This is a genomic window from Paenibacillus sp. J22FR21 (genome assembly GCF_056269135.1).
The window spans coordinates 219,314-241,520 of the sequence record NZ_JBWDNJ010000005.1 but is presented as its reverse complement, the minus strand read 5'-3'; the positions used below and the strand labels follow the sequence as shown (position 1 = coordinate 241,520).

19 protein-coding genes and 1 tRNA gene are annotated in these 22,207 nt (G+C 51.6%); 10 read left to right on the top strand and 10 right to left on the bottom strand.

The window, feature by feature from the left end; genetic code table 11:
• Window positions 1-58: 58 nt before the first annotated feature.
• From AC0YNS_RS19565 to AC0YNS_RS19540, 6 genes are all read left to right on the top strand, one after another.
• Window positions 59-3,934: a response regulator gene (locus AC0YNS_RS19565; protein WP_475782656.1), complete on the top strand. Its 3,876-nt coding sequence runs from the start codon at window positions 59-61 to the stop codon at window positions 3,932-3,934.
• A 97-nt stretch (window positions 3,935-4,031) separates the two neighbouring features.
• The gene (locus tag AC0YNS_RS19560) at window positions 4,032-4,757 is read left to right on the top strand and encodes a response regulator transcription factor (protein ID WP_475782655.1); all 726 of its coding nucleotides are present in this window, start codon (window positions 4,032-4,034) and stop codon (window positions 4,755-4,757) included.
• Window positions 4,758-5,046: 289 nt separating this feature from the next.
• Window positions 5,047-6,405: a putative bifunctional diguanylate cyclase/phosphodiesterase gene (locus AC0YNS_RS19555; RefSeq protein WP_475782927.1), complete on the top strand. Its 1,359-nt coding sequence runs from the start codon at window positions 5,047-5,049 to the stop codon at window positions 6,403-6,405.
• Window positions 6,406-6,978: 573 nt separating this feature from the next.
• Complete coding sequence (locus tag AC0YNS_RS19550; protein ID WP_475782654.1) at window positions 6,979-8,493, top strand: sensor histidine kinase; 1,515 nt, start codon at window positions 6,979-6,981, stop codon at window positions 8,491-8,493.
• Between the two features lie 326 nt (window positions 8,494-8,819).
• A tRNA-Thr gene (locus AC0YNS_RS19545) sits at window positions 8,820-8,894 on the top strand.
• A gap of 292 nt (window positions 8,895-9,186) precedes the next feature.
• The gene (locus AC0YNS_RS19540; RefSeq protein ID WP_475782653.1) at window positions 9,187-9,594 is read left to right on the top strand and encodes a hypothetical protein; all 408 of its coding nucleotides are present in this window, start codon (window positions 9,187-9,189) and stop codon (window positions 9,592-9,594) included.
• Window positions 9,595-9,754: 160 nt separating this feature from the next.
• On the opposite strand, the gene AC0YNS_RS19535 is transcribed toward AC0YNS_RS19540, so the two are convergent.
• The 3 genes from AC0YNS_RS19535 to mscL all read right to left on the bottom strand — a co-directional run bounded on the left by AC0YNS_RS19535 (window position 9,755) and on the right by mscL (window position 11,502).
• Entirely contained in the window at window positions 9,755-10,072 is a 318-nt protein-coding gene (locus AC0YNS_RS19535) for a hypothetical protein (protein WP_475782652.1), read from the bottom strand.
• A 259-nt stretch (window positions 10,073-10,331) separates the two neighbouring features.
• Window positions 10,332-10,991, bottom strand: coding sequence for an NUDIX hydrolase (locus AC0YNS_RS19530; RefSeq protein ID WP_475782651.1), 660 nt, complete (start codon window positions 10,989-10,991; stop codon window positions 10,332-10,334).
• Between the two features lie 4 nt (window positions 10,992-10,995).
• Window positions 10,996-11,502 (bottom strand): large conductance mechanosensitive channel protein MscL, encoded by a 507-nt coding sequence (gene mscL, locus AC0YNS_RS19525; RefSeq protein ID WP_475782650.1) that lies wholly within the window; start codon window positions 11,500-11,502, stop codon window positions 10,996-10,998.
• Window positions 11,503-11,677: 175 nt separating this feature from the next.
• On the opposite strand from mscL, the gene AC0YNS_RS19520 reads away from it, so the two are divergent.
• The gene (locus AC0YNS_RS19520) at window positions 11,678-13,483 is read left to right on the top strand and encodes an ATP-binding protein (protein WP_475782649.1); all 1,806 of its coding nucleotides are present in this window, start codon (window positions 11,678-11,680) and stop codon (window positions 13,481-13,483) included.
• A 44-nt stretch (window positions 13,484-13,527) separates the two neighbouring features.
• Here AC0YNS_RS19520 and AC0YNS_RS19515 read toward each other — a convergent pair whose 3' ends face one another.
• On the bottom strand, window positions 13,528-14,547 hold the full coding sequence (locus AC0YNS_RS19515; RefSeq protein ID WP_475782648.1) for a diacylglycerol/lipid kinase family protein: 1,020 nt from the start codon (window positions 14,545-14,547) through the stop codon (window positions 13,528-13,530).
• Window positions 14,548-14,737: 190 nt separating this feature from the next.
• On the opposite strand from AC0YNS_RS19515, the gene AC0YNS_RS19510 reads away from it, so the two are divergent.
• Window positions 14,738-15,874 (top strand): DNA alkylation repair protein, encoded by a 1,137-nt coding sequence (locus AC0YNS_RS19510; RefSeq protein ID WP_475782647.1) that lies wholly within the window; start codon window positions 14,738-14,740, stop codon window positions 15,872-15,874.
• A complete protein-coding gene (locus tag AC0YNS_RS19505) occupies window positions 15,871-16,896 on the top strand; it encodes an FUSC family protein (protein WP_475782646.1) in 1,026 nt (341 codons plus the stop codon). Before AC0YNS_RS19510 ends, AC0YNS_RS19505 begins: the two co-directional genes overlap by 4 nt.
• A gap of 53 nt (window positions 16,897-16,949) precedes the next feature.
• Here AC0YNS_RS19505 and AC0YNS_RS19500 read toward each other — a convergent pair whose 3' ends face one another.
• The 6 genes from AC0YNS_RS19500 to AC0YNS_RS19475 all read right to left on the bottom strand — a co-directional run bounded on the left by AC0YNS_RS19500 (window position 16,950) and on the right by AC0YNS_RS19475 (window position 21,322).
• Complete coding sequence (locus AC0YNS_RS19500; protein ID WP_475782645.1) at window positions 16,950-17,243, bottom strand: transposase; 294 nt, start codon at window positions 17,241-17,243, stop codon at window positions 16,950-16,952.
• A gap of 98 nt (window positions 17,244-17,341) precedes the next feature.
• Window positions 17,342-17,653, bottom strand: coding sequence for a hypothetical protein (locus AC0YNS_RS19495; protein WP_475782644.1), 312 nt, complete (start codon window positions 17,651-17,653; stop codon window positions 17,342-17,344).
• 19 nt (window positions 17,654-17,672) lie between these two features.
• The gene (locus AC0YNS_RS19490) at window positions 17,673-18,278 is read right to left on the bottom strand and encodes a TVP38/TMEM64 family protein (protein WP_475782643.1); all 606 of its coding nucleotides are present in this window, start codon (window positions 18,276-18,278) and stop codon (window positions 17,673-17,675) included.
• Window positions 18,279-18,300: 22 nt separating this feature from the next.
• Complete coding sequence (locus AC0YNS_RS19485; RefSeq protein ID WP_475782642.1) at window positions 18,301-19,485, bottom strand: MFS transporter; 1,185 nt, start codon at window positions 19,483-19,485, stop codon at window positions 18,301-18,303.
• Window positions 19,486-19,709: 224 nt separating this feature from the next.
• The gene (gene ilvA / locus AC0YNS_RS19480; RefSeq protein WP_475782641.1) at window positions 19,710-20,984 is read right to left on the bottom strand and encodes a threonine ammonia-lyase IlvA; all 1,275 of its coding nucleotides are present in this window, start codon (window positions 20,982-20,984) and stop codon (window positions 19,710-19,712) included.
• A 137-nt stretch (window positions 20,985-21,121) separates the two neighbouring features.
• On the bottom strand, window positions 21,122-21,322 hold the full coding sequence (locus AC0YNS_RS19475) for a hypothetical protein (protein WP_475782640.1): 201 nt from the start codon (window positions 21,320-21,322) through the stop codon (window positions 21,122-21,124).
• Window positions 21,323-21,438: 116 nt separating this feature from the next.
• Here AC0YNS_RS19475 and AC0YNS_RS19470 point away from each other — a divergent pair, with 116 nt between their 5' ends.
• Entirely contained in the window at window positions 21,439-22,047 is a 609-nt protein-coding gene (locus AC0YNS_RS19470) for a DUF2238 domain-containing protein (protein WP_475782639.1), read from the top strand.
• The last annotated feature ends 160 nt before the right edge of the window (window positions 22,048-22,207 follow it).

The window sequence follows — 22,207 nt, the reverse complement described above, 5'->3', positions numbered from 1 at the left end:
AATAGGGGAATTACTACCATTGTTTCTTACTGGAGGGCTTAGATTGGGAAGTTTCTCATTGCGAACCAAAGTTCTTGTCCTTATCCTCGTTGTGACCTCAGGAGCGCTGACGATAGTCGGCTACGGCAATTACTCAGCAGCCCAGCATACCATAATGGAAGCGCTAATCGAGAAGGCGAATACGAAGGTTCAAAATACAGCAAACAATTTGTCGTCATGGATCGATACCCGCCGAGCAGAGGTAGAAGTGATGAGCCGAACCGATCAAGTCCGTTTCGGTGCGAATTTTGAGCGAGAAGCTTATTTCTGGAATGAGACGCGCAGAACGGGTTCGCCGTTTGAGACGATCGGTTATGCCGATCCAAGCGGCAAAGCGCTGCTCAGCGACGGAAGAATCATCGAATTAGCTAATGACCCCTCCTTTCCCATAGCTATGAGCGGTCGGGTCGTCGTGACAGATCCGATGACAAATGGCAGCACGAAGAGCAAAATCATTGTGATCCAAGTTCCGGTATACGGCACGACCAACGAGGTCATCGGCATTATCTATGCCTCCTTGCTCGCCGAGCGTATGTACAGCGAACATTTGAATATTCGGGTGGGGACAACCGACAGATTATTCATGTATAACGATAAGGCAGAAATTATCGAAGCGCCCAAGGATAGCGGGCTGCTTGACTTGTCCTCGAAATCGATACTGTCCGAAGAGCTGCCATTCCAGCCGGCCGCGCTGGATATGCTCGTTAATGATAAGGGTTATTTTGAGCTGGATGGGCAATCCGGCTCCTCCATCTTGTTCTTCTCCGCTGTAAAAGGTACGTCCTGGCATATTGGATTAAACGTATCCCTATCTGAAATTAGGCAGCCGCTGGAAGCGATTAAGTGGCGTTCTGTTCTCTCTATTGTTATTGCGGAGGCTATGCTGACGATTCTGTTCTTCTTGTTCTCCGATCATATCATCAGACGGATTAAACGCGTAATCAATGTAACGGAAGCGGCCGCCGCCGGTCGATTTGACGTGAATAACGTACTGGATGACAGCGGCGATGAGATCTCGCAGCTGTCGCATTCGGTCAATGAAATGAAGGTGCAGCTGAGCGGCATGTTCGGCCGCATGGATGCGATGATCAACCAGAATCAATTCGCCTTCATAGTGCTGGATGATCAATATCGCGTCACTTACTTCAGTAAAGCGGCAGAGCTGATGCTGGGGTACAAAGCAGAAGAGGTCATCAATAAAGCAACGGGACTGCTGTTTATTGATCCGTCGGATATTCAGCGGGAGTCTGAACGGCTTTCTATACGTCATGGCTACCCGGTTCCTGCAGATCTTACGGTATTCGAAATGCTTCGATCGGAACGGTTCTCCTATGAACGGGAGTGGAACTATCTTCGTAAGGATGGGACGAGCTTCCCGGTTGCGCACAGCTCGAACGGGATGAGGGACCGAGAGGGCCGTTTTATCGGTGTAGCTGCGATTGCCCGTGATATTACGATGCAGAAGCAAGCAGAGAAGGCGCGCAACAGACAGTTCAAGGTTATGGGGGCTGCGAAGGACCTTATCGCGATGTTCGATGATCAAGGCCGTCTGCTCTACATTAATGCGGCGGGTCGAGCGCTTCTTGGCATACATAAATCCTATAATGACAATGATGAAATGCCGATGCGCACCATCGGCGAGCTGCTGCAAGGAATCGAGGATGCCCAAGCCTACGGCTACCAAGAGGACGAGGTGCTGCTGCGGACGGTTCAAGGGGAGTTTATTCCGGTTTCCAAGATCCTTGTCGTTCACCGTGATGATGAGACTGGCGAAACCTTCTATTCCTGTATTGCCCGTGATATCTCGGAGCATAAACGGGTGCAGTTCGAGCTTGAGCATGCAAGGCGCGAGGCGGAAAGTGCCAACTTGGCCAAGAGCCACTTCTTGGCGCAAATCAGCCATGAGATCAGAACTCCGCTGGCCGGTATCATCGGTCTGACCGGGCTGATGCAGAAGACGGAGCTGACTTCGCTGCAGCTGGATTATCTCCATAAGACGCGAGATTCCTCCGAAGCGCTGCTCTCGATTATTAACGATATTTTGGACTTTGCTAAAGTCGAGGCCGGTAAAATCGAGCTGAACGAAATGCCGTTTGATCCTTACAGTATGATCCATAAGCTGACCGAGCTGCTCAGTATGTTCGTAGGCGGCAAGGAACGCTTCCAATTTATTATTGATACACCGAATGATTTGCCGGAGCAATTGATCGGAGACTGGCTGCGAATTGAGCAGGTACTGCTGAATCTATGTGTGAATGCGATTAAGTTTACGGAGCACGGGCATGTCAAGCTGCAGGTCCAATTGCAATCGCGAGGGCGCTTAGAGAAGAATGTGCGGCTTGCTTTCCTTGTGGAGGACACCGGAATCGGCATGACGGAAGAGCAGCTGTCCAAGCTGTTTAAGCCGTTTGTCCAAGCGGATGCTGCCACGAATCGTAAATACGGCGGAACAGGTCTTGGGCTGGTCATTGTGAAGCGACTAGTCGAACTGATGGGCGGCACCATTCAAGTGAAGAGCGAGATCGGCAAAGGCAGTCAGTTTACCTTTACGATTGAGCTTCCAATAGCGGAGGAACGGCAGCAGGGCCGATTCGTGCTGGGACAAGGCGAAGAGTACTCCGTCTGGGTCGTCGAGGATTACGAGCTGCTTAGTCAGCGGCTTTGCATTGGACTCGAAGATAGTGGATTGACGCCAATTGCGCTCACTTCATGGAAAACAGCCCAAGAGAGGCTGCTTCGGTCTGGCATAGGTGTACGGCCATTCGCGCTGCTGCTCGACTTTGAAATGTCTGATATGTACGGGGAAGAGACCTGGCATGATATGCATGAAACGGCGAGGGATGCCGGGGTTAAAACGATTGCGCTGACGACAGCCTACGGACGCGAGGAGCTGCTGAAGCTGCCGGAGGAGAAACGTCCGGATGCGATTCTGGTGAAGCCGGCCACTCGGGTCAGTCTCTATCAATCGTTATTGACGTTGTGTGAGCGTACGGAGCGGGTTGTGACGGAGGCTAATGCCGAAGTGGCTGTTGCCGCTATAGAGAAGCCGAAACGGCCAAGCGGCGCTATTCTGCTTGCTGAGGATAACGATATCAATCAATTGGTTGCCGTGGAACATCTGCGCGAATGGGGTTTTACCGTGGATGTGGCGGAGACCGGCACCGAAGTACTTCGGAAACTAACCACACGACGTTATGATCTCATTCTTATGGACATCCATATGCCGGAGATGGACGGCGATGAGGCAGCGCGAATTATTCGCCTAGACTCGAAGTATGATCGGCTGCCTATCGTGGCACTTACGGCGAATATTATGCAGGAGGACCATGATCGGTATATGCAGCTGGGCATGAATGATGTACTGACGAAGCCGATTTCTCCGAGTACACTGCTGCAGATCATATCGAAGTGGATTCGTTACGGAGGGGAACTGCGTGTCGAGCCGGCCAAGACGAAGTCCAGAGAACGTGATGCCGTAGGCGCTGTCTATGTGCCTGTTCAATCGCTGGATGACGAATGGCTGCACAAGGGGATACCCGGCTTGCAACTGGAAGCGGCGCTGCAGCGGGTGAATGGGAAGCGAGATATTTTGAACCATATGTTAAAGCTGTTTGTGAAGGATTACGTAAGTTTTGATGAGCGGCTGCATGAAGCGCTGACGAACGGGGATTTTGCACTGGCTCGCCGGATGGCACATACGCTCAAAGGGGTTGCGGGTAATTTGTCTGCAGTCAAGCTGGCCAGAACCGCGCAGGATCTGGAGCAACTGCTAAAGGCGTCGGAAGAATGGCTGGAAATTGACGCGGTGTATACAGCCGCAGCGGAAGTGAATGAGGTTCTGAAAGAACTTATTTCTCATTTGTCAGAGTTGACAGAATTCGACAATATATCCTAACAAATTTCTAACAATCTATTGTTGGGTTGATCTTCCTATTGTATATTAGTAGTAAGAAGATTAGTCGATTCATGAATCCCTTCATGAGGTGAGAAACATGTACAAAATACTGGTTATCGAAGATGATGTGATGATGAGCGATATGCTGTCCATGTACATGTCTGAAGAGGGCTACGAAATTAAACAGGCTGCTACCGGCGGGCAAGGATTGAAGCTGCTGGAACAGTTCGAACCGGATGTCGTTCTACTCGATCTCATGCTACCTGACTGGGATGGTACAGAGCTGTGCCTCCAAATACGCCAGCACTCCTCGGTTCCCATTATGATTGTATCTATGAAGTCTGAAGTATCTGAGCGTGTCCAAGCTCTGCGTGCGGGCGCGGACGATTACTTATGCAAACCCTTCTCCATGCACGAGCTGAGTGCCCGTGTAGAAGCGCTTATTCGCAGAGCGAAGCTGATGCAAACGTCGGTCGCTGAAGGCGCCCTTCAAGCAGAGAACGACAACGAGAAAGCCGAGACGACAATCAGGCTGGATTCGGAGCGGCGATTGCTGCTTGTGCGCGGAACGCTTGTCGAAACGACCTTCTCCGAGTTTGAACTGATGAAGCTGTTTCTTACACATCCCGGTAAAGTATTCAGCCGAGAAGACCTAATTAATGCGATTCGAGGGTTTGACTCCTTTGTTACGGATCGAGCAATCGATGTACATATCGTGAATCTACGACGCAAACTAGAGAAGAACCCGAAGGAGCCGCACTATATCCGCACCGTCTGGGGAGTCGGGTATAAGTATGTTACTGAGGTGGAATCGGTATATTGATCATGCAAATGCGGCGCGATAGTATTGCGCTGCTTTGCATGAAAGCGGATCGAAAGCAGCGCATCTTTGAAGCGCTGCTTTTTTCATGAAACAAACCATAAAATGACAGAAATAACAGAAGCTCTGTGCCGGGGCACGAAACTTATGCGGCAGAGAGCTTTTTTACGCATTTTTTTAGCTAAAATTAATGCAGGAACCTTACATACCTACTTTATTCCTACTGCTTTTATGTGATAATTGACCTAGTGTAGCTATGTTGGGGTTAGGTCGAAAGGATCGGTGATTGGTGATGGAAGTCAGGGATCCATTCTCTCAGCGGGCTGCTTCGCAGCGTCGTGGGAATGTGCCTGCTGATCAGGTATATGATTCACTAACAGGCTTGCCGGGGCGGAAGGCTGCGTTTGCGATGCTTGCAAGAGCGGTTTCCTTGGCAAGAAGCTGCAATAGAGGCGTGCTTACAGCGCTAGTAGATATGGATCGCTTTTATCTCATCAATGAAACCAGAGGAACTGCATTCGGCGACGAGGCACTTCGTCAGATGGCCAATCGACTGTGCGAGCTTACGCATTGGTCAGGTTCGGTATTCCGGTTTAGCGGCAATACATTCCTCTTATTCCGACTTGTGAAAATGGACGATGCGCCTATAGAATCGAACAAGCTCATCGAAGAGCTGAAGAAGACCGCAGAGGATTGGCTGGAGGTCCGCGGACAGAATTTGCAGCCTTTATGCAGTATCGGTGTAAGCAGCTATCCAGCAGACGGTGAGACGGCAGAGCGGATCGTTCGTCATGCTGAAACTGCACTTCAGCAAGCGAAGGCAGCAGGCGGCAACCAGGTTGTTGTATATGCGGAAGACGGTGCTGCACAGATTCTTCGGACAGAAGCCATCAGAATCGCGCTGCGCAACGTTCTGCAGAGCGAGGAGCTGTCGCTCTATTATCAACCTCTATACGAGGTGAATGGGCGGTTGAGAGGCTTTGAGGCGCTTCTGCGCTGGCAGCACCCACAGCTCGGCTTACTCTTGCCGGAGGAATTTGTTCCGCTTGCTGAGCAGAGCGGTCAAATTGTGGAAATCGGCGAGTGGGTCATCCGTGAAGCTTGCGGGATGCTGAACAGGACCGGCGCCAGAGGGCTGGCGAACATGATCATATCTGTTAATCTATCGCCGAACCAGCTTGTTCTGCCGGAGTTCGTCCAATCTTTGCAGCGCATACTGGAAGAAACAGCGACGTCGGCAGAAGGCTTGGAAATCGAAATTACCGAGAAAAGCATGATCGATTGTGGTGAGAAGGCGTGCGCGGTTCTGAAGCAGCTAAGTGATTTAGGCATTCGCATTTCACTGGATGACTTCGGTATCGGTTATGCGTCATTGACTTATTTAAGGATTCTGCCGCTCCATACGCTGAAGCTGGAAACCTCGTATATCAGGCATATTTGCGACCAGGACGCGGATAGTGCGATTGTGAAGGCATTAATCGCACTTATGCATGAGCTTGGTCTTGAGGTGGTCGCAGAAGGCGTAGAGTACGAGGGACAGCTGGAGCTGTTGAAGCAATGGGGCTGCGACTTCTATCAAGGGTACCTGCTCGGCATGCCGATGCAAGAAGAAGCCATCGGTACGCATCTCCTTCAGCTTCAGTCCGTGTAATCAAATAAAAGGGCAGTCTGCACGAGCGCACATTCGACACATCGAATGTACGCCAACTTGCGGACTGCCTTTTTCGTTGCGGTGTATGCAAGGCGGAGGGGGATTCCGTTAGCACACTTCCAGATATAGCTTTGTACCGTCACTGTATTGTAAAATAGCGACGTCACGAATCATTTCAACGGACTTGATACGTTTCCACTTCTTACGGAAATCAAAGTTGAATTCCATTTCCAACAATTTATTGTGCAGGAGCTCCATGTAGGATAGTTGCTCGGATGGGTAGTGGACTGGTACGGAACGATTTTTGAAGGTAATGACCTTTGTCATTGGGAATGCGCCTCCGTTTACTTTAATAACCACATTGTATACAAAATCTTTTAGTCACTTATAAAATCGAAATGAGACTTTTGTTTGATTTACTTAACCTTTTCTAACAAATTACAACAAAATTCGGCAATTTGAGCAGGGGGGTAATGGTATTATTTGCGAAGTGGTACAATATTAATCCACCCGTGTGTCATTCCACCAAATATAGGGTAATAACCAACAATCGGAAGGCAGGGGGATCACGTTTTGACTAATGCAAAAGCATTGTTCGCCAATATCAGTTTGCTCATCGCTCTTGCTTATTTGTTTGATTTGGGGTACAGATACCTTTTTCAATATGCGTCGAATCGTGTCAAATACGGTCTGACTATAGCGATGTTCATAGTCGGCGGTTGGTGTGCGATGGCATTCGGGCCGCGGATGGGCGATTTGCACCTGCTTGATCTGCGCATAGCGCCGCTCATTATTGCTGTGCTCGTCTTTCCATCCCCTTATGTCATCGCTCTGATCGGCGTGGGTATCGGCTTCGGACGGCTATTTCTCGACTTCGATGAAGCGGCCATAGCAGGATTCTTAAACATGGTTATCGTGGGTCTCGTCAGTGCTTGGCTAAGCAATTGGTTGAAATGGAAGCCGTGGCGATTCATCTGGAAAAGTACAGCCACCTTACTTGTAGTAAATGTCGTGTATGCTTTAATTGTGACCCTGACCTTGCTCCATCTGGATCTTATGAGTGTGCGTACGTATTGGCAGGAGTTTGGCATCTACGCGCTGCCGCTGCGGCTCTTGTTATGTGCGCTGCTAATCTTTATCATTCGTGATTTCCAGAAGGAGCAGCAGCGCGTTGACGAGCTGCGAACCATGAATATGCTGCTGCGCAGACAGACGCGTGAGCTGCGGGAGGCTAAGCGTGATGTGGAAGAGAAGGCTCGCGAGCTGATGCTGGCGAGCAAATACAAATCCGAGTTTCTTGCAAACATGTCGCATGAGTTGAAGACGCCGCTGAACAGTATTATTCTGCTGTCTCAGTTAATGCAGGAAGAGGATACGGGTCGGTATAGTGCTGAGGATGTCCGATATGCGGAGCTGATTAACGGGGCAGGAAACGATCTGCTGCAGCTGATCAATGACATTCTCGATCTCTCCAAGGTGGAAGCCGGGAAGATGGACGTCAACATCGAGCCGCTGTCGATCGAGGAGCTTGTCCAAACGCTGCATCAGCAGTTTCTCCCAGTCGCAGGACAGAAGAAGCTGCTCTTTGAAACCGAAATTTCCCCGGCTGTACCGGAGGCTATGCAATCCGATGCGCTGCGGGTCAATCAGATCTTGCGAAACTTGCTGGTCAATGCCTTCAAATTTACTGAATCGGGCTCTGTTAAGCTCGTTGTCAAAGTTGAGGGAGGCGTGCCGATCGAGCCGTCAGCGCTGAAGAAACGGACGCTTCGGAACTGGAATCCGGTGTCGTGGGGCCGCCCGGCCGTGCGAATGGTGTCGCCGCAGCGAATTTTGTTCTCCATCATCGATTCCGGCATCGGCATCGAGGCGGAGAAGCAGCAGTTAATCTTTGAGGCGTTCCAGCAGGAAGACGGCTCCATTAACCGCAATTATGGCGGGACAGGGCTTGGCCTGTCGATCAGCCTGCAGCTAGCCCGGCTGCTTGGCGGCACGTTGTCGCTCGAGAGTCGAAAGGGCGAGGGCAGCAAGTTCACGCTGCGGCTGCCGGTTATGCCGTATGGCGTGCCGACGGTGGCGCAGGAGTAGACGTTGCGCTGTGATGTGATGGCGTGTTCCTGACGAGTGGCGCGAGCGGCCTCTGGCCTCGGACCAAACTAACTCTGACCTCGCAGGTGGCCGCCTCTAACCTCACAACCAGTTGCCTCTGACGTCGCAGTAGGCTGTGGGGTTAGGTAGCTAATAGACGGGTGGATGCGAATTAGGCGAATCCCCCGTGATTAATCACGGGGGATTCTTGCTCAATAGGAGACTCGCAGCAGTCCTAGATAGATGCTATTAAGAGGATTGACGATGAGAAAGCGTTGCAGTATATTGAAAAAAGTAGCCGTTATGTGCAGCAAAAGTAAGGTCAAGCTGGTGTAGCTCAGGGGCAGAGCAACGCACTCGTAATGCGTAGGCCGGGGGTTCAATTCCCTTCACCAGCACCATAACAATCCAATAAGGGCGTGGTTTCCGAGGTTTCGGAGGCTGCGCTTATTTTGATGTTCGGATAGTCATAGAATTGCTGTTCATATAGGCATCCAATCGCTTGGAATAGCAGGCCATTATACCGTCATGACACCAAATCGGCTATAAGAGGTAGGCTGATAGAGGGGAAGGCGATCGACTACGCAGAAACAGCGGCTTTCAGGTTATGCGTTTGCTGCGGGAATCTTGTCTTATACTAGAACACCGCTCCTTTCATAGTGTATTGTAGTTCGTTTGAAAGGAGGAAATCAGGTGTCAATTAAATTGAAAGTGAAGAGTGTTCAAAAGGTGGCTTCAAAATCCCGCAAATCTCGCGGTGCGCGTGTTTCCAACGAGCAAGTGATGGGAAACAGAAGCGGCAGCCATTGTTGTAATCAACGTGATGGCGCTGTTGAAGGTATCCAAGAGGCAGGTGCGGATCTATCCGATTTGTTCTGTCAGCTTCGTTCGCCGGTAGCAGCTGCTAAGCTTGTGCGTGCTATCCGCTGCAGAAATCGTAAAGTCATTGAAGAGTTGATCGGCTCCAACTGTAACGTTGTCTGTTTCTTCCACCAAGGCCGTATGGCTTGTGTACGCATTTCATGTGTGTTTGGTAATTGCTGCGACGTCCGCATTACATTCGACATTTGCGTATCGATGGGAAATTGTAACAACTTCTAAATTTGATTGGCGAACCGTCTTCCTCTGTAAGGGCTGTCTTCACTTCGGTGAGGCAGCCCTTATTTGTGATGAACCCCTCCCGGGACACCGGCATAGACTAACTGGAAATGGACGTTTGGCATAGGAGGGGACAGGTATGCCGTTTATTCAGAATTTTCCGTCAGCACTTCTGCAGGAGCATGTGCAATGGCACCATGCCAATCATCACGATGATCCTTCGCAGCTGCCGGCGGGATATGGTGCAAAGTTTATGCAATTCCATCGTTATTTTATCAATAAAGCGCTGCAGTGGTATTATCAACAAGGGTATGACCCGCAGCTGGTCGCGCCGTGGCAAAGTGTGCCTGAGGCGATCCGCAACACCAGCTGTTACAACAGAAACGCCGAAGCGCGCCTTATGAATAACTTGCAGTCGTTCAGCACGCTGGATCAGCTCGGGTTGTTTATCGAGGGCTCGAATTTGCATGGATGCATTCATCAAGAGGCGTCTAGAATTTTTGGCGAAGACTTTCTGAATGATTTCGATCTGGCACCTCAGAGCACGTATTTCTATCAAATACATGGCATGCTTGATCAGTTTTATAAGAGGTGGGAACAGTTGGCGGGGCAGAACGTAGGAGGCGGCAGAGGGGCGAGTCAGACCCGGAAGTCGGCTTCTACAGGGAACCGAGGGCAGGTCAGCTCAACAATGAGTCCGTCCAGAAGAGGCAAAAAAAGGCGCAGTTCCGCCCTGCTGCTCACAAATGGAGCAGCAAAGCGCGGAATACGCCTGAATAATAGCTTGAAGGCCGTGTTACAAAGTCGGCCGCCTTCACTTGTACCGTCGAAGGGAGCTGCTGGTGATCGGGGCCAAGCCGGAAACCGGCCGCCTCTGCAAGATCCCGCGATCCTTCAAACAGGGCAATCATCTCTTCGAGGTCGGCTTCGTACACCCCGGCCACTTCTTCGGCTTGCAGGGTCAGCGACCCGAGCGGCGCGTCATAAACGAAACCGAACACCTCGCTGACCTCGCGGTCGATAAACGCTGCACCCTTGGCGAAGCCCGAAGCTTCTTTACGGGCTTCGCAAAGCGGAATTAGCGCCTCGAACGGGATAGATGCGCCGAGCTCCTCTTCAATTTCGCGAGCAGCATCGCGCATCGACTCGCCGGCCGCCAGATGACCGGCCGCCGTAATATCGTAGTAACCCGGATAGGTATCCTTGTCCGAGCTCCGCTGCTGAAACAGGACCAGCTTGCGCGTGCCTTCGCGCCGCACCAGCCAGCAGTGAATGGAGTGATGCCACAGACCTCGCGCATGCACTTCGCTGCGAGGCGCCGTTCCGAGCCATATGCCGGCTTCGTCGTAAATGTCGAAGTGCTCCTCTTCAGAGCCAGATAAGTGCCCAAGAGTGGTCATCGGATTAGGACAAGCCTTCTTGCAGCTCAGCAGGCTCATCAGTCAGATGAGACGTGCAATGGCCGCAGCGAGTAGCTTTGATAGGGATCTTGGACAAGCAGTAAGGGCAAGTCTTATCCGTCGGTTCAGCAGGCGCCACTACAGGCTCGGGCTGCCCGATTCGTCGCAAGGTATTAGCGCCTTTAACCATTAGGAAGATACAGAATGCGACGATGGTAAAGTCGAGCACTACGTTGAGGAAATTACCGTATGCAATGACGGAAATGGATGCTTTTTGCGCGTTGGCCAATGTTGTTGGCGTCTCTTGATTCTCTTTAATCTTGGATAAGATCAAAAACTGATCGACCAAATTTACATTGCCAAGCAGCTTACTGATCGGAGGCATAATAATGTCATTGACCAGTGAGGTTACGATTTTACCGAAGGCGCCGCCGATGATAACACCGACTGCTAAATCCAGCACGTTGCCGCGGACGGCAAACTCTCTAAACTCTTTTAAAATTTTAACCATAAGTTCACTCCTTTACTTGCAATATTATAGCGCACCTCCCAGTTTAGGAACAGTCCAGATGTCATAGGAAGGATATTCCTACACTTTCCTGGCGAAGAAAAAAGGATAATTTGGGAAAATGTCGAATTCCACAGCGAGTAGACTTCCCAAAATCTATCGTTATCGGAGAATCGTAATGAGTGAACTTATGATTGGCGATAAGTGGATGCTGTTGATGCTGGCACTCACAATCAATTTATTTGCCTCCATCACGATGTACAGCATGATTGGTCACCTCCAAATGCTCCGTGTCATGCGGCAATATTGGCTGCTTAGCGGTGCGCTTGTTTATGGTCTCGGGTTGTGGGTGAGCCATTTCATCATATTATTGACATCAGACACCATGATTCTCATTGACTGGACGATCATTGTTAAACTATTCAGCATAATGGCAAGCGCTTACGGGTCCTTCCGGCTGCTAGGTTCCAGATTACCGCATACGGTCCGTTTACTGGGCTGCAGCTTGCTGATGGCACTCGGAACGAGCTCTTTGATTTATTCCACGCTGCTTAGCATGCAGGTGGAAGGCTACAGCATTCATTACAATTTAGCATGCTTCTCGTTTCTGTTTAGCTTCTTCGGGACGGCGTGTTCGTTCTATATCTTCGAGCGGAAGAACGGCTCCATGCTGATTGCGGGCCTGATGCTCGGATTCGTCGGCATTATTATGCAGCTGTTAGGGCTTGAAACGGTTACCGTGATCTATTCGGTTGTGCTTACCGCAGATCGACTGAATGATTACATGCAGTTGCTCTCTGTTGTACTTGGTCTGGCTACGCTGGTCATCTTTGTGTTCAGCTTGGTAGCCCGTTATGTAGACCGCCGTTATACCTCGATGAATGAACGGTATAAGCTGCTGGTTGAAACGTCCATTGATATGATCGCCATCATTCATGATGAGAAATGGGAATATATTAATCGTTCCGGACTCCAAATGTTCGCGGCGGACAGCGAAGCCGATATGCTCGGCAAGCCGGTCTACCAATTTCTGCAGCCCAAGTTTCATACGGTGCTGAAGAGAATGCTTCAAGTGACGAAGCAGCGGGTTCGACAGAGCCCGATAGAGTTGGATTGGTATACGGTGCAAGGTAAACCGCTGCATACGGAAGTCATTGAGACGAGTACGAAGCTGTCGGGTAAACCGGTGTTTCAAATCATTATCCGCGACATCTCGGAGCGCAAGAAGAACGAAGAGCTGCTCATTAATTCCGAGAAGCTCTATGTAGCCGGTCAGCTGGCGGCAGGGATCGCGCATGAAATCCGCAACCCGCTCACCTCCTTGAAGGGATTCCTGCAGCTCATCGCATCCGGGCGCAACAACAGTAAGAACTACTACGACATTATGAAATCGGAATTGAATCGGATCGAATCGATCGTGAGCGAGCTGCTGATGCTGTCCAAGCCTCAGATTTACGAACTGGCTTACAAGGATATCCGCTCCATTATGGCGGATACGATTACGCTGCTGGAAGCACAGGCGATCCTGCACAATATAGAGATTGAATCCAATATGGGCGAGGAAGCGCTGTGGGTAAGAGGCGTTGAGAATCAGCTCAAGCAAGTGTTTATCAATGTGCTCAAGAACGCGATCGAGGTCATGATGGACGGCGGCCATATCACAGTGACATGCTTGCGCGAAGGCAATCGTATTATCGCGCGCATCGCGGATCGGGGTCCCGGTATTCCGCAGGATCAGCTCGCGAAGATTGGTCAACCTTTCTATACGACGAAGGAGAAGGGCACGGGTCTCGGGCTGATGGTGACTTACAAAATCGTAGACAATCATCAAGGCAGCATCGAAGTGAAAAGCTCTGTGGGTGATGGAACAACGTTTGATATTATATTGCCTTATCAGATTCCGGCAGAGGTTACGGACGTTGAGGTTTGGAATAAGGTCACGCCGATCCACCGGCTGCGCCAAGAAGACGAAAGCGCATCATGAACTTGTCATGATGCGCCAGCTATAAGCTGCAAAATGGCAGCCGGTTACCGCAGTAAGCGAATGCGGTTGCCGGCTGCTTCTGCGTATAAGGGGGTGGCACCGGCAGGTTCGCCGTCACCATATATCCCAATCGGCTCTTCGCCGGTCCTCTGCTGGGCTGCGACGGTCACAACCTTGCCCCGCAGCATCTTCACGTAGGGAAGGTGAACGTGTTTGCCGCTTAGGAGCGTAGGGAAGACGCGCAGCATCTGCAGCGCGGTGCAGGTATGGATCACGCACACGTCCAGCAGGCCGTCAGTCGGCGAAGCATCCGGGCAAATGCGCAAGCCTCCGCCATAAGCCGGAACGCTGCATACGGCTGCCATCCAACCGCGTTCGAATTCGTGTGCCGCACCGTCTACCGTCACAATAATCGGCCGTGGGCGATAGGACATTAGCATTTGAAAGAGACCGATGACATAGGCGAAGGAGCCGGCCCCGAACAGGTTGCATATTTTCTTATAGGCGGAACGGTTAACGGCTGCGGCAATTGCGGCATCGAAGCCGACGGCAAGAGCGGTGAGAACAGGGCGCATCGTCGATTGTTCGCCCGGAGCACTGCTGCGCAGCAGGATGAGATCTACCGGTAAAGCGCTTTCGCAACGGAGGATGCGATTGAGCGCTTCGATCGGCTCCGCAGGAATCTCGAAGGCGCGCGCAGTGTCATTGCCTGAACCGGAAGGGATGATGCCAAGCGGCACGCCGCTCTCATATAAAGCAGGCAATATGCTGTGGATCGTACCGTCTCCGCCGATCACTATGACGGCCTGAACGGACGACCGCGCTGCGGGGCTGCCGTACGAATCGTTGCTATTCGCGGAAGCAGGCACATCGGCCGGCAAGTCCGTAGTGCTGCCCGTGTATATGGCAAGCTGCTTGCGGATTTCCGTGCATGCTTCTTCCGGCGTTTGTGCCATGATCGCTTGGTAGGGGAGCTTGCGGCGTTGCAGCTCAGCCTCCACGAGCGTCCATACTTTCTTGCCCCGGCCGCCGCCGGACTTGTCATTTACGGCAAAAATCCACATGTGCTTGACGCCTCCTCTGATGTGCTCATTATAAAGGTGGATCAGCGGGTTGAAAACTTCTTTTTGCTGAAGAATCGGCTATAATACTTGAGTGTTGCAAAAAAATCGGAAGACTCAAGTATAATACTTGAGTGTTGCAAAAAAATCGGAAGACTCAAGTATAATAGCGAAAGGAGGCGAGAACAGAGAGATGGCAGAACCGTTGAAATTGATGTATGACATGCCGTTCCTGCGGCAATTTGCGGAGCTAACCGCATCCGAGTGGCCGGCCTTCGAGCGCGAACGCTTCATTGCATTGGTCACAGGCGAAGGCTGGGAGGCGCTAGAGCTCAAGGGCCGAATTCGCCGCATTACGGAATCATTAGGGGCTGTATTGCCCGCAACTTACCCGGAGGCACTGGATGTGCTGCTTGCGATTCATGAGCGGTGTGCCGGATTTCCTTATTTATTCTTCCCCGATTTTGTAGAGCGATATGGGCTTTCCGATTGGGAACGTTCCATGCGTGCACTGGAGAAGTTTACGATTCAATCGTCGGCGGAATTTGCGATTCGGCAATTTCTAATACAAGAGACGGAGCGGACGATGGCCCGAATGATGGAATGGGCACAGAGCGATAACGAGCATTTACGACGTCTGGCCAGCGAAGGCTGCAGACCGCGATTGCCATGGGGACAGGCACTCACGATGTTCAAGCGTGATCCGTCTCCGATCCTCCCGCTGCTGGAGCTGCTCAAATGCGATCCATCGCTCTATGTACGCAAGAGTGTCGCGAACAATCTGAACGATATCGCCAAAGATCACCCTGGTGTGGTAAAAGCAATCGCTGCGCGCTGGAAGGGACAGCATACACTCACAGACTGGATTGTTCGTCATGGCTGTCGTACGCTGATTAAAGCTGCCGATCCGGAGATTATGGCGTTGTTCGGTTATGAGGAAGGGGCTGCGCAAAGCTGCGTGGATGCCGCTGAAATCGAGGTTATGCCGGATAATGTCGAGATCGGCGGTATCGTTCAGGTCAATTACGCGATGCGACTGAGCGATTCGACAAACGAACCGATCAAGCTTCGTATCGAGCTTGGTGTTTGCTATGTGAAGGCTGGAGGCAAGGTATCGCAGAAACGGTTCCTGCTGAGCGACAAGCGTACAGCGCCTGGAACAAGATTAGCCGGCGGGAAGAAGCTGGACTTCAGAGACTTAACGACACGTAAGCATTATCCGGGACTGCACAGGCTTGAGCTTGTCGTGAATGGCGAACCCGTTGCTGAAACAGCAGTCATGATCTATGGTTCGGTTGATGAGCTCAAGAAGGGGAGCAGAGTGGAATGACCATTGGCGCACGCGTGTTGAAAACAGGCCTCGCGGTAGCGCTGGCGGTCTATCTGAGCAGCCTGCTGGAGTTCCCTTCCCCGATCATTGCGGCGGTTGCTTCCATATTTACGATTCAGCCCTCCATCTCACGCTCTTGGCAGCAGATTGTGGATCAGCTGCAAACGAATGTGCTGGGGGCCATAGTGGCACTCGCAGCCGTCAGGTTATTCGGGCATACCCCGATTGCGGTTGGCTTGGTTTGTATTATCGTCATCCTGATCAGTATTAAGCTCCGGATGGAGAATACGATCGGGCTGACGCTCGTAACTGTAGTAGCGGTGATGGAAGCGAATCAGGGAGGCTGGCTGTTTGCCGTTGAACGTTTCCTCATGGTACTGACAGGAATGGGTGCCGCCTTCGCGGTCAACATTCTCGTCATTCCCCCGCGTCCGCGAAAGCTGTTCACCGTCCAGGTACAGGAAGCCTATACGCAATTATCATTGCTGCTGCGCATGGCGATTTCGAACGAGATGCGCGAGGACGTGCATCGCAAGGAGAAAGAGAAGCTGCAAGGAACGCTTCGCAAGCTCGATGAGGCTTACCTGCTATTTGAAGAAGAGCGCTCACTGAGGCCGCAGCGCAGGCAGATTCGTGCACGGCAATTGATTCTGTCCAAGCATCTCATCAAGGCGCTGCATCAAGGCGTCGATTTGCTGGAAGTGGTGGAAGAGCATTATTTTGCAGCTGCAGGAGCAGAAGCGTGGGCGAAGCAATTCGATCGCCAGATTGAAGAGCTGACCAAGTACCACGAGCAGATCTTGCTGAAGATTGAGGGAAAAATGAAGCCGAGCGCTGCAATCGAGCCCGAGGAAGAACGTGAAGCGAGGCTCATTAAGCAGCTGAACGATTACATGCGCGAGGACCCGGACGAGCATAAGCGGCTTGTCTTCGTCGCATCGGCCATGCTGGAGTACGCTTACCATTTGCGCCGATTAGAACGTGTGTCGGACCAAGTCCAGCAGCGCAGCGATAGTCTATAACGATTTAACGCCCTTGTACCGGCGCTTGGCGCCGGATACAGGGGCGTTATTCATTACTGCAGCTTATTCGGTTGAGCAGGATGTCGCTTCGGATGCTGAAGATGCGCCTCGTGCGCGGTGGCATCCTTCTGCGGGTAGAGACGGGGATCGGTCTCGCCGGTCTCATGCGTGTTGATATCGAGCTGCGTGAGCTCCCATTCGGTGGCGCCAAGCGCAGGATCAGCCGGGAACACATCGCCGCGTTTCAGCTTCTCCTCCCGGCCCCACTCATTCTTATATACGCCGTCTACTTCAACCGGTTCACCGGACATGGGATCCATTTCAAAATGGCCTTTTTCTTCGCTCATAACGCTCTCCTCCTGATGAATGGCATCCTTAACAGTTTGCCACAGGGAGAGGGAAACTATGTGCGAATCGGACTGTGAAGAACGTTTGCGAATAGCGGTTATATCAGTCGAAGCCCGCAAGAAGGGCACTCCACATGCTGATGAGTGACGGGATCACCGCAAGCCGGGCAAGGCTCGGTGAAGGATTCTTCAGATAAGGCATCCCGAGCTGCAGCACTCTCTTGTTGCCCGCTGGTGGCAGGATCAGCTTGAACAGGGGAAGCGGTACCCCCGAACAAGGCTGTCACGAATTGTTTGATTTCCGGATGTTTGTCCGAATCATCCGTCGACAAACGAATCATGAAAACCATGGCTGCGACAAGTCCGCCTGCTATCAGCAATACAATGCTGGTCGCAAATACATTCATCATAAGCGGACCCTCCCCAGGATTATTTCAGATGATAACGTGACTCCAGTTTCTTGCCGCCAAACCACATTACGACAAGCAGCACAAGAGTGATGATGATGCGCCACGGTTCTTCGAGCAGATCGCCGATATTGAAGCTCAGCAGCGATACGCTGAAAATCATAACCGCTTTACCGAGCAAGATGGCAAGCACGAAGGAACCGAAGGAAATCCCGCTAAGACCGGATACGATGTTAATGATGGCAGAAGGCGAGAATGGAAAACACGCGAATAGAAAGATCGGTGTAAAGCCGCGGCGTTCAATGAACGTGAGCAGCTTCGAGGCTCTTGGGAAACGGCGGCGAAGCCAGCCGCTGAAATGACCGCCTAGCTTGCGAGCGAGCCAGAACACAAGAATCGATCCGACGGAAACGCCAAGCCAGGAATAGAAGGAACCGAGCCACAGCCCGTAAATATTCGCATTCGCGGCAACAAATACGAGCAGCGGCAGAATCGGCAGAAACGATTCTGCCAAGGGCAGCAGAATACCCGGCAGCGGTCCGTATGCTTTGTAGCTTTCCAGCGTTCGCTGCAGGTGTTCAAGGTCCATTTTCTTAAAGGAGTCAATCAATTCTTGCAAAACATTCATTCCGTGTTCTCTCCTTGCTTCATCACGTTTTGCCGTGGCTGCTGTCTTTAAACGCACGGAATGGGAACCAAATGTAGAAAAAACCGATTAATGCATACATGATTCCGCTGTACCAAAGTACGGCGGATTGTCCCTGCCATGTAGCCAATGTGCCGCCGACAACAGGACCGATCATCCCGCCAATGCCCTCGACGGTAGAGAAGATTCCCCATCCGAGCCCCTGCTGCTTAGGCGGCACATAATTGGCCAGAAGCGCATTCCAAGCAGGCAGCAGTGTGGCGTACGACAAGCCAAGAACGGCGGTCAGCACGATGCATTGCCACATTGGAGGAGCAAGCGATAGGAAGTAAAGGGCTGCACCGATCATAACGAAGCCGAAGACGAGGAACCATTTCTTCCCGCCGAGGATGTCCGATAAGCGTCCAAGGGGGATGAGGCCTGCAACGGTGCAAGCGCCGCCTGCAAGTAAGAGCAGCGAATATTGCGCGCCGTTCATCCCGAGTTTGTTCTCGGCAAAGCTCGGCAGAATAGGCACAAGCATGCCCGCGCCCATCGTTTGAAGCACCATTCCGGGCAGCAGCAGACGCATATGCCGAAGACGTTCCTTTAGTATTACGAGCTGTTCGCGTAATGGTAGCGAAGAAGTTGCGCCGGATGACTTCCGGTTGCTGATGAACAAGGAGAGCAGCCAACAGAGAAGCGCCAGCCCAAGCAGCAAATAATAGGTCCAAGCCGTGCTGTGATCGAGCAAAATATTCGTCACGATCGGTCCGGAGCCGATGCCGATGAACCAGATCGTGTAGAGAAAGCCCATCTGCATGGCGCGGCGATCCTCGGAAACCTTCGTCAGACAAACGATCCAAATCGGCGATATGCCAACGCCATATAAGGCGGCAGCAGTAATAAACAGCCATGGCTGCTGAGCGAATTGCAGGAGGAAAATGCCGACGAGCGAAGCAAACAGGCCGGTATGTACGACAAACCGGATGGAGAAGCGATCGAGCAAATAGCCGATGGCCATTTTGAGTGCGGTGTCGGTTAAGTAGTGAGCGGTAATGGCAATGCCAATAATGTCCAGAGACAAGCCGAGCGTCTTCTCGCCGAAGATCGGAAGGAAGCTGATTAAAGCAGCGCCGCGGATAAATTCAACCAGAAATAAAATGACCGAGAACAATACAATTTCACGGCCGAATAGACGAGTAGTCATGATGTGTCACATCCCCTTTAGGCAGATTAATCATAAGTTCAATCACCGGTGGGCAGACGTCTTCTTCATTATATGCAAGCTGGAACAAAAATCCAAGTGACGCCTCCACAGCAGGTACGCTATAGGATTCCCCAGAAAATTGCGGATCATTGCTTGTTGTAACGGGAGATAGTAAAAAAGCCTGACCGCTCCAAGGGAGGAGCTGGCCAGGCTTTACAAAAACATTAAATCAGGAGATTGAACAACACCGGGTCCTTGTTCAGTTCCAGGAAATTAAGTCCCTTCTTGTGCATGCGCGCAACGAGCGGTTCATAATCGTTACGGTTCTTGAGCTCGATGCCGACAAGCGCAGGACCGTTGTCTTTGTTATGCTTCTTCGTATATTCAAACCGAGTGATATCATCATCGGGTCCGAGCACCTCATCGAGGAATTCGCGCAACGCGCCTGCCCGCTGCGGGAAGTTAACCATGAAGTAATGCTTCAGCCCTTCAAATACGAGCGAGCGCTCCTTGATTTCCTGCATGCGGTCGACATCGTTATTGCCGCCGCTGACGACGCAAACGACTGTTTTGCCGGCGATTTGATCCCGGTACAGATCGAGTGCCGCAATCGGCAGTGAACCTGCCGGCTCGACGACGATGGCATTCTCGTTGTACAGATCCAGCATCGCTGTGCAAGCTTTGCCTTCCGGTACGAGAATAATGTCGTCGATCATATCCCGGCACATGCGGAAGGTGAGTTCGCCTACGCGTTTAACGGCAGCGCCGTCGACGAATTTATCGATCGTATCCATCGTCTGTACTTCGCCCGCATCGAGCGAGGCGCGCATGGATGCGGCGCCTTCCGGCTCAATCCCGATCAGCTTCGTACTAGGCGAGACGGCTTTGACATAAGCGCCAACGCCCGCAGCGAGGCCGCCGCCGCCGATCGTAACGAACACGAAGTCAGGTGCAGATTCGATGGCTTCCATGATCTCTTTGCCAATCGTTCCGTTGCCTGCAATGATCTTCGGATCGTCGAAGGGATGAATGAAGGCGAGATCGTCCTTGCGGCTCGCTGCGATTGCCTCGTTGAATGCATCGTCGAACGTATCGCCGGTTAGAATAATTTCGACATCGGCGCCGCCGAAGAAAGCGACTTGATTGACCTTCTGCCTAGGCGTTGTGCTTGGCATATAGATTTTGCCGGGGATACCGAGCGTATGGCAGGAATAAGCGACGCCTTGGGCGTGATTGCCGGCACTGGCGCATACGACGCCGCGCATTACACGCTCTTCGGGAAGCGACTTGATCAAGTGATACGCGCCACGCAGCTTGAACGAACGGACGACCTGCAGATCCTCCCGTTTCAGATAAACATTGCAGCCGTAGCGCTCGGACAACACGCGGTTATGCTGCAGCGGTGTACGTGCCGCCACTTCCTTTACGTGCATTTGCGCTTGTGCAATTTCGGTCAAGCCAACTGAGATCGTCGCGCTAACATTCCATTCATTTCCCATGACAGCCCATTCCTCCCCGGATACGTATAAACAACAAAAAAATCCCGTCCCACAAGGGACGAGATTGATCTCGCGTTACCACCCTACTTCCGCTAAAACCTTCATCATCGAAGGCTGAAACGGCTCTTTGTCACGTACTACCATACGCGCTCCGTGTAACGGCGGATACCGTCCATGCTTACTTGCCAAACTTCAAGCGTGCTTGAAGCGGGCGTGTTCTGCAGGGCTTCTTCGGGAGGATGCAGCATAGCTCGGCAAACGTCGGCTTTCAGCGATGCGCCGACTCTCTGAGGATTGTCCATAGCGATGTGCGTGTTCCCATCAACGAATTTGAACATTTCGATTATCCTTGTTATACTCCCAAGCCGGGTAATTGTCAACGGGCATTTGCCTAGGATATTTCGCCAGCAGCTCGGTAATGATGAGGGAACATGCCAGTGAGGAGGGAATGAACATGCCTTTTCGAAGCAATCGGTGGCTCCAAGTCGACATCATCGTGTTTGTCATTCTGTGGGGGCTGCTGGCGCTCTACCCCGTTAATATTTTTGATTGGTGGATGGAAAATATTTTGAACTTCCTGACGGTAATCACACTAGTAATCGGATATCGCTATTTCAAATTCAACAACATCGCCTATACGCTGATCATGGTCTTCCTATTGCTGCATACAGTTGGTGCGCATTACGCATACGGGGTAACTCCTTTGGATCGCTTCATGCATAAGGTGTTTGATTTCAAGCGGAACCAGTATGACCGTGTAGTTCATTTTGCTTTTGGCTTATTGCTTGCTTATCCGGCAGTCGAGTTATTAACCGGCGTCACGGGTTTGCGCAGAGGCTGGTCCTACCTGCTCGTTCCGTGGCTGCTTCTTGGTTTTGCTGCGATTTACGAAATTGGTGAGATGTGGGTCGTATTTGTGGCGCCTCCGGAGAAAGGGAACTTATTTCTTGGTGCCCAGGGGGACAAGTGGGATGCTCAGCACGATATGGAGGTTACACTTTACGGCGCGATAATTACGATGCTTTGGGTGTGGATTTATAGGTACAAACACGAGGGTATTTAGAATATAATAGACGTACTTTTATTATTGTCTATGTTTATGAGAGTGAAACTACAGTTCTGTCTATAGAATCGGCGAGAGAGGTGTCCGGCTAGTGAGAGCGTGGCGCCTTATTTTTGTATGCAAAAGAGGGTGTTTCCGGCAGGCAGCTTGGATTATAATG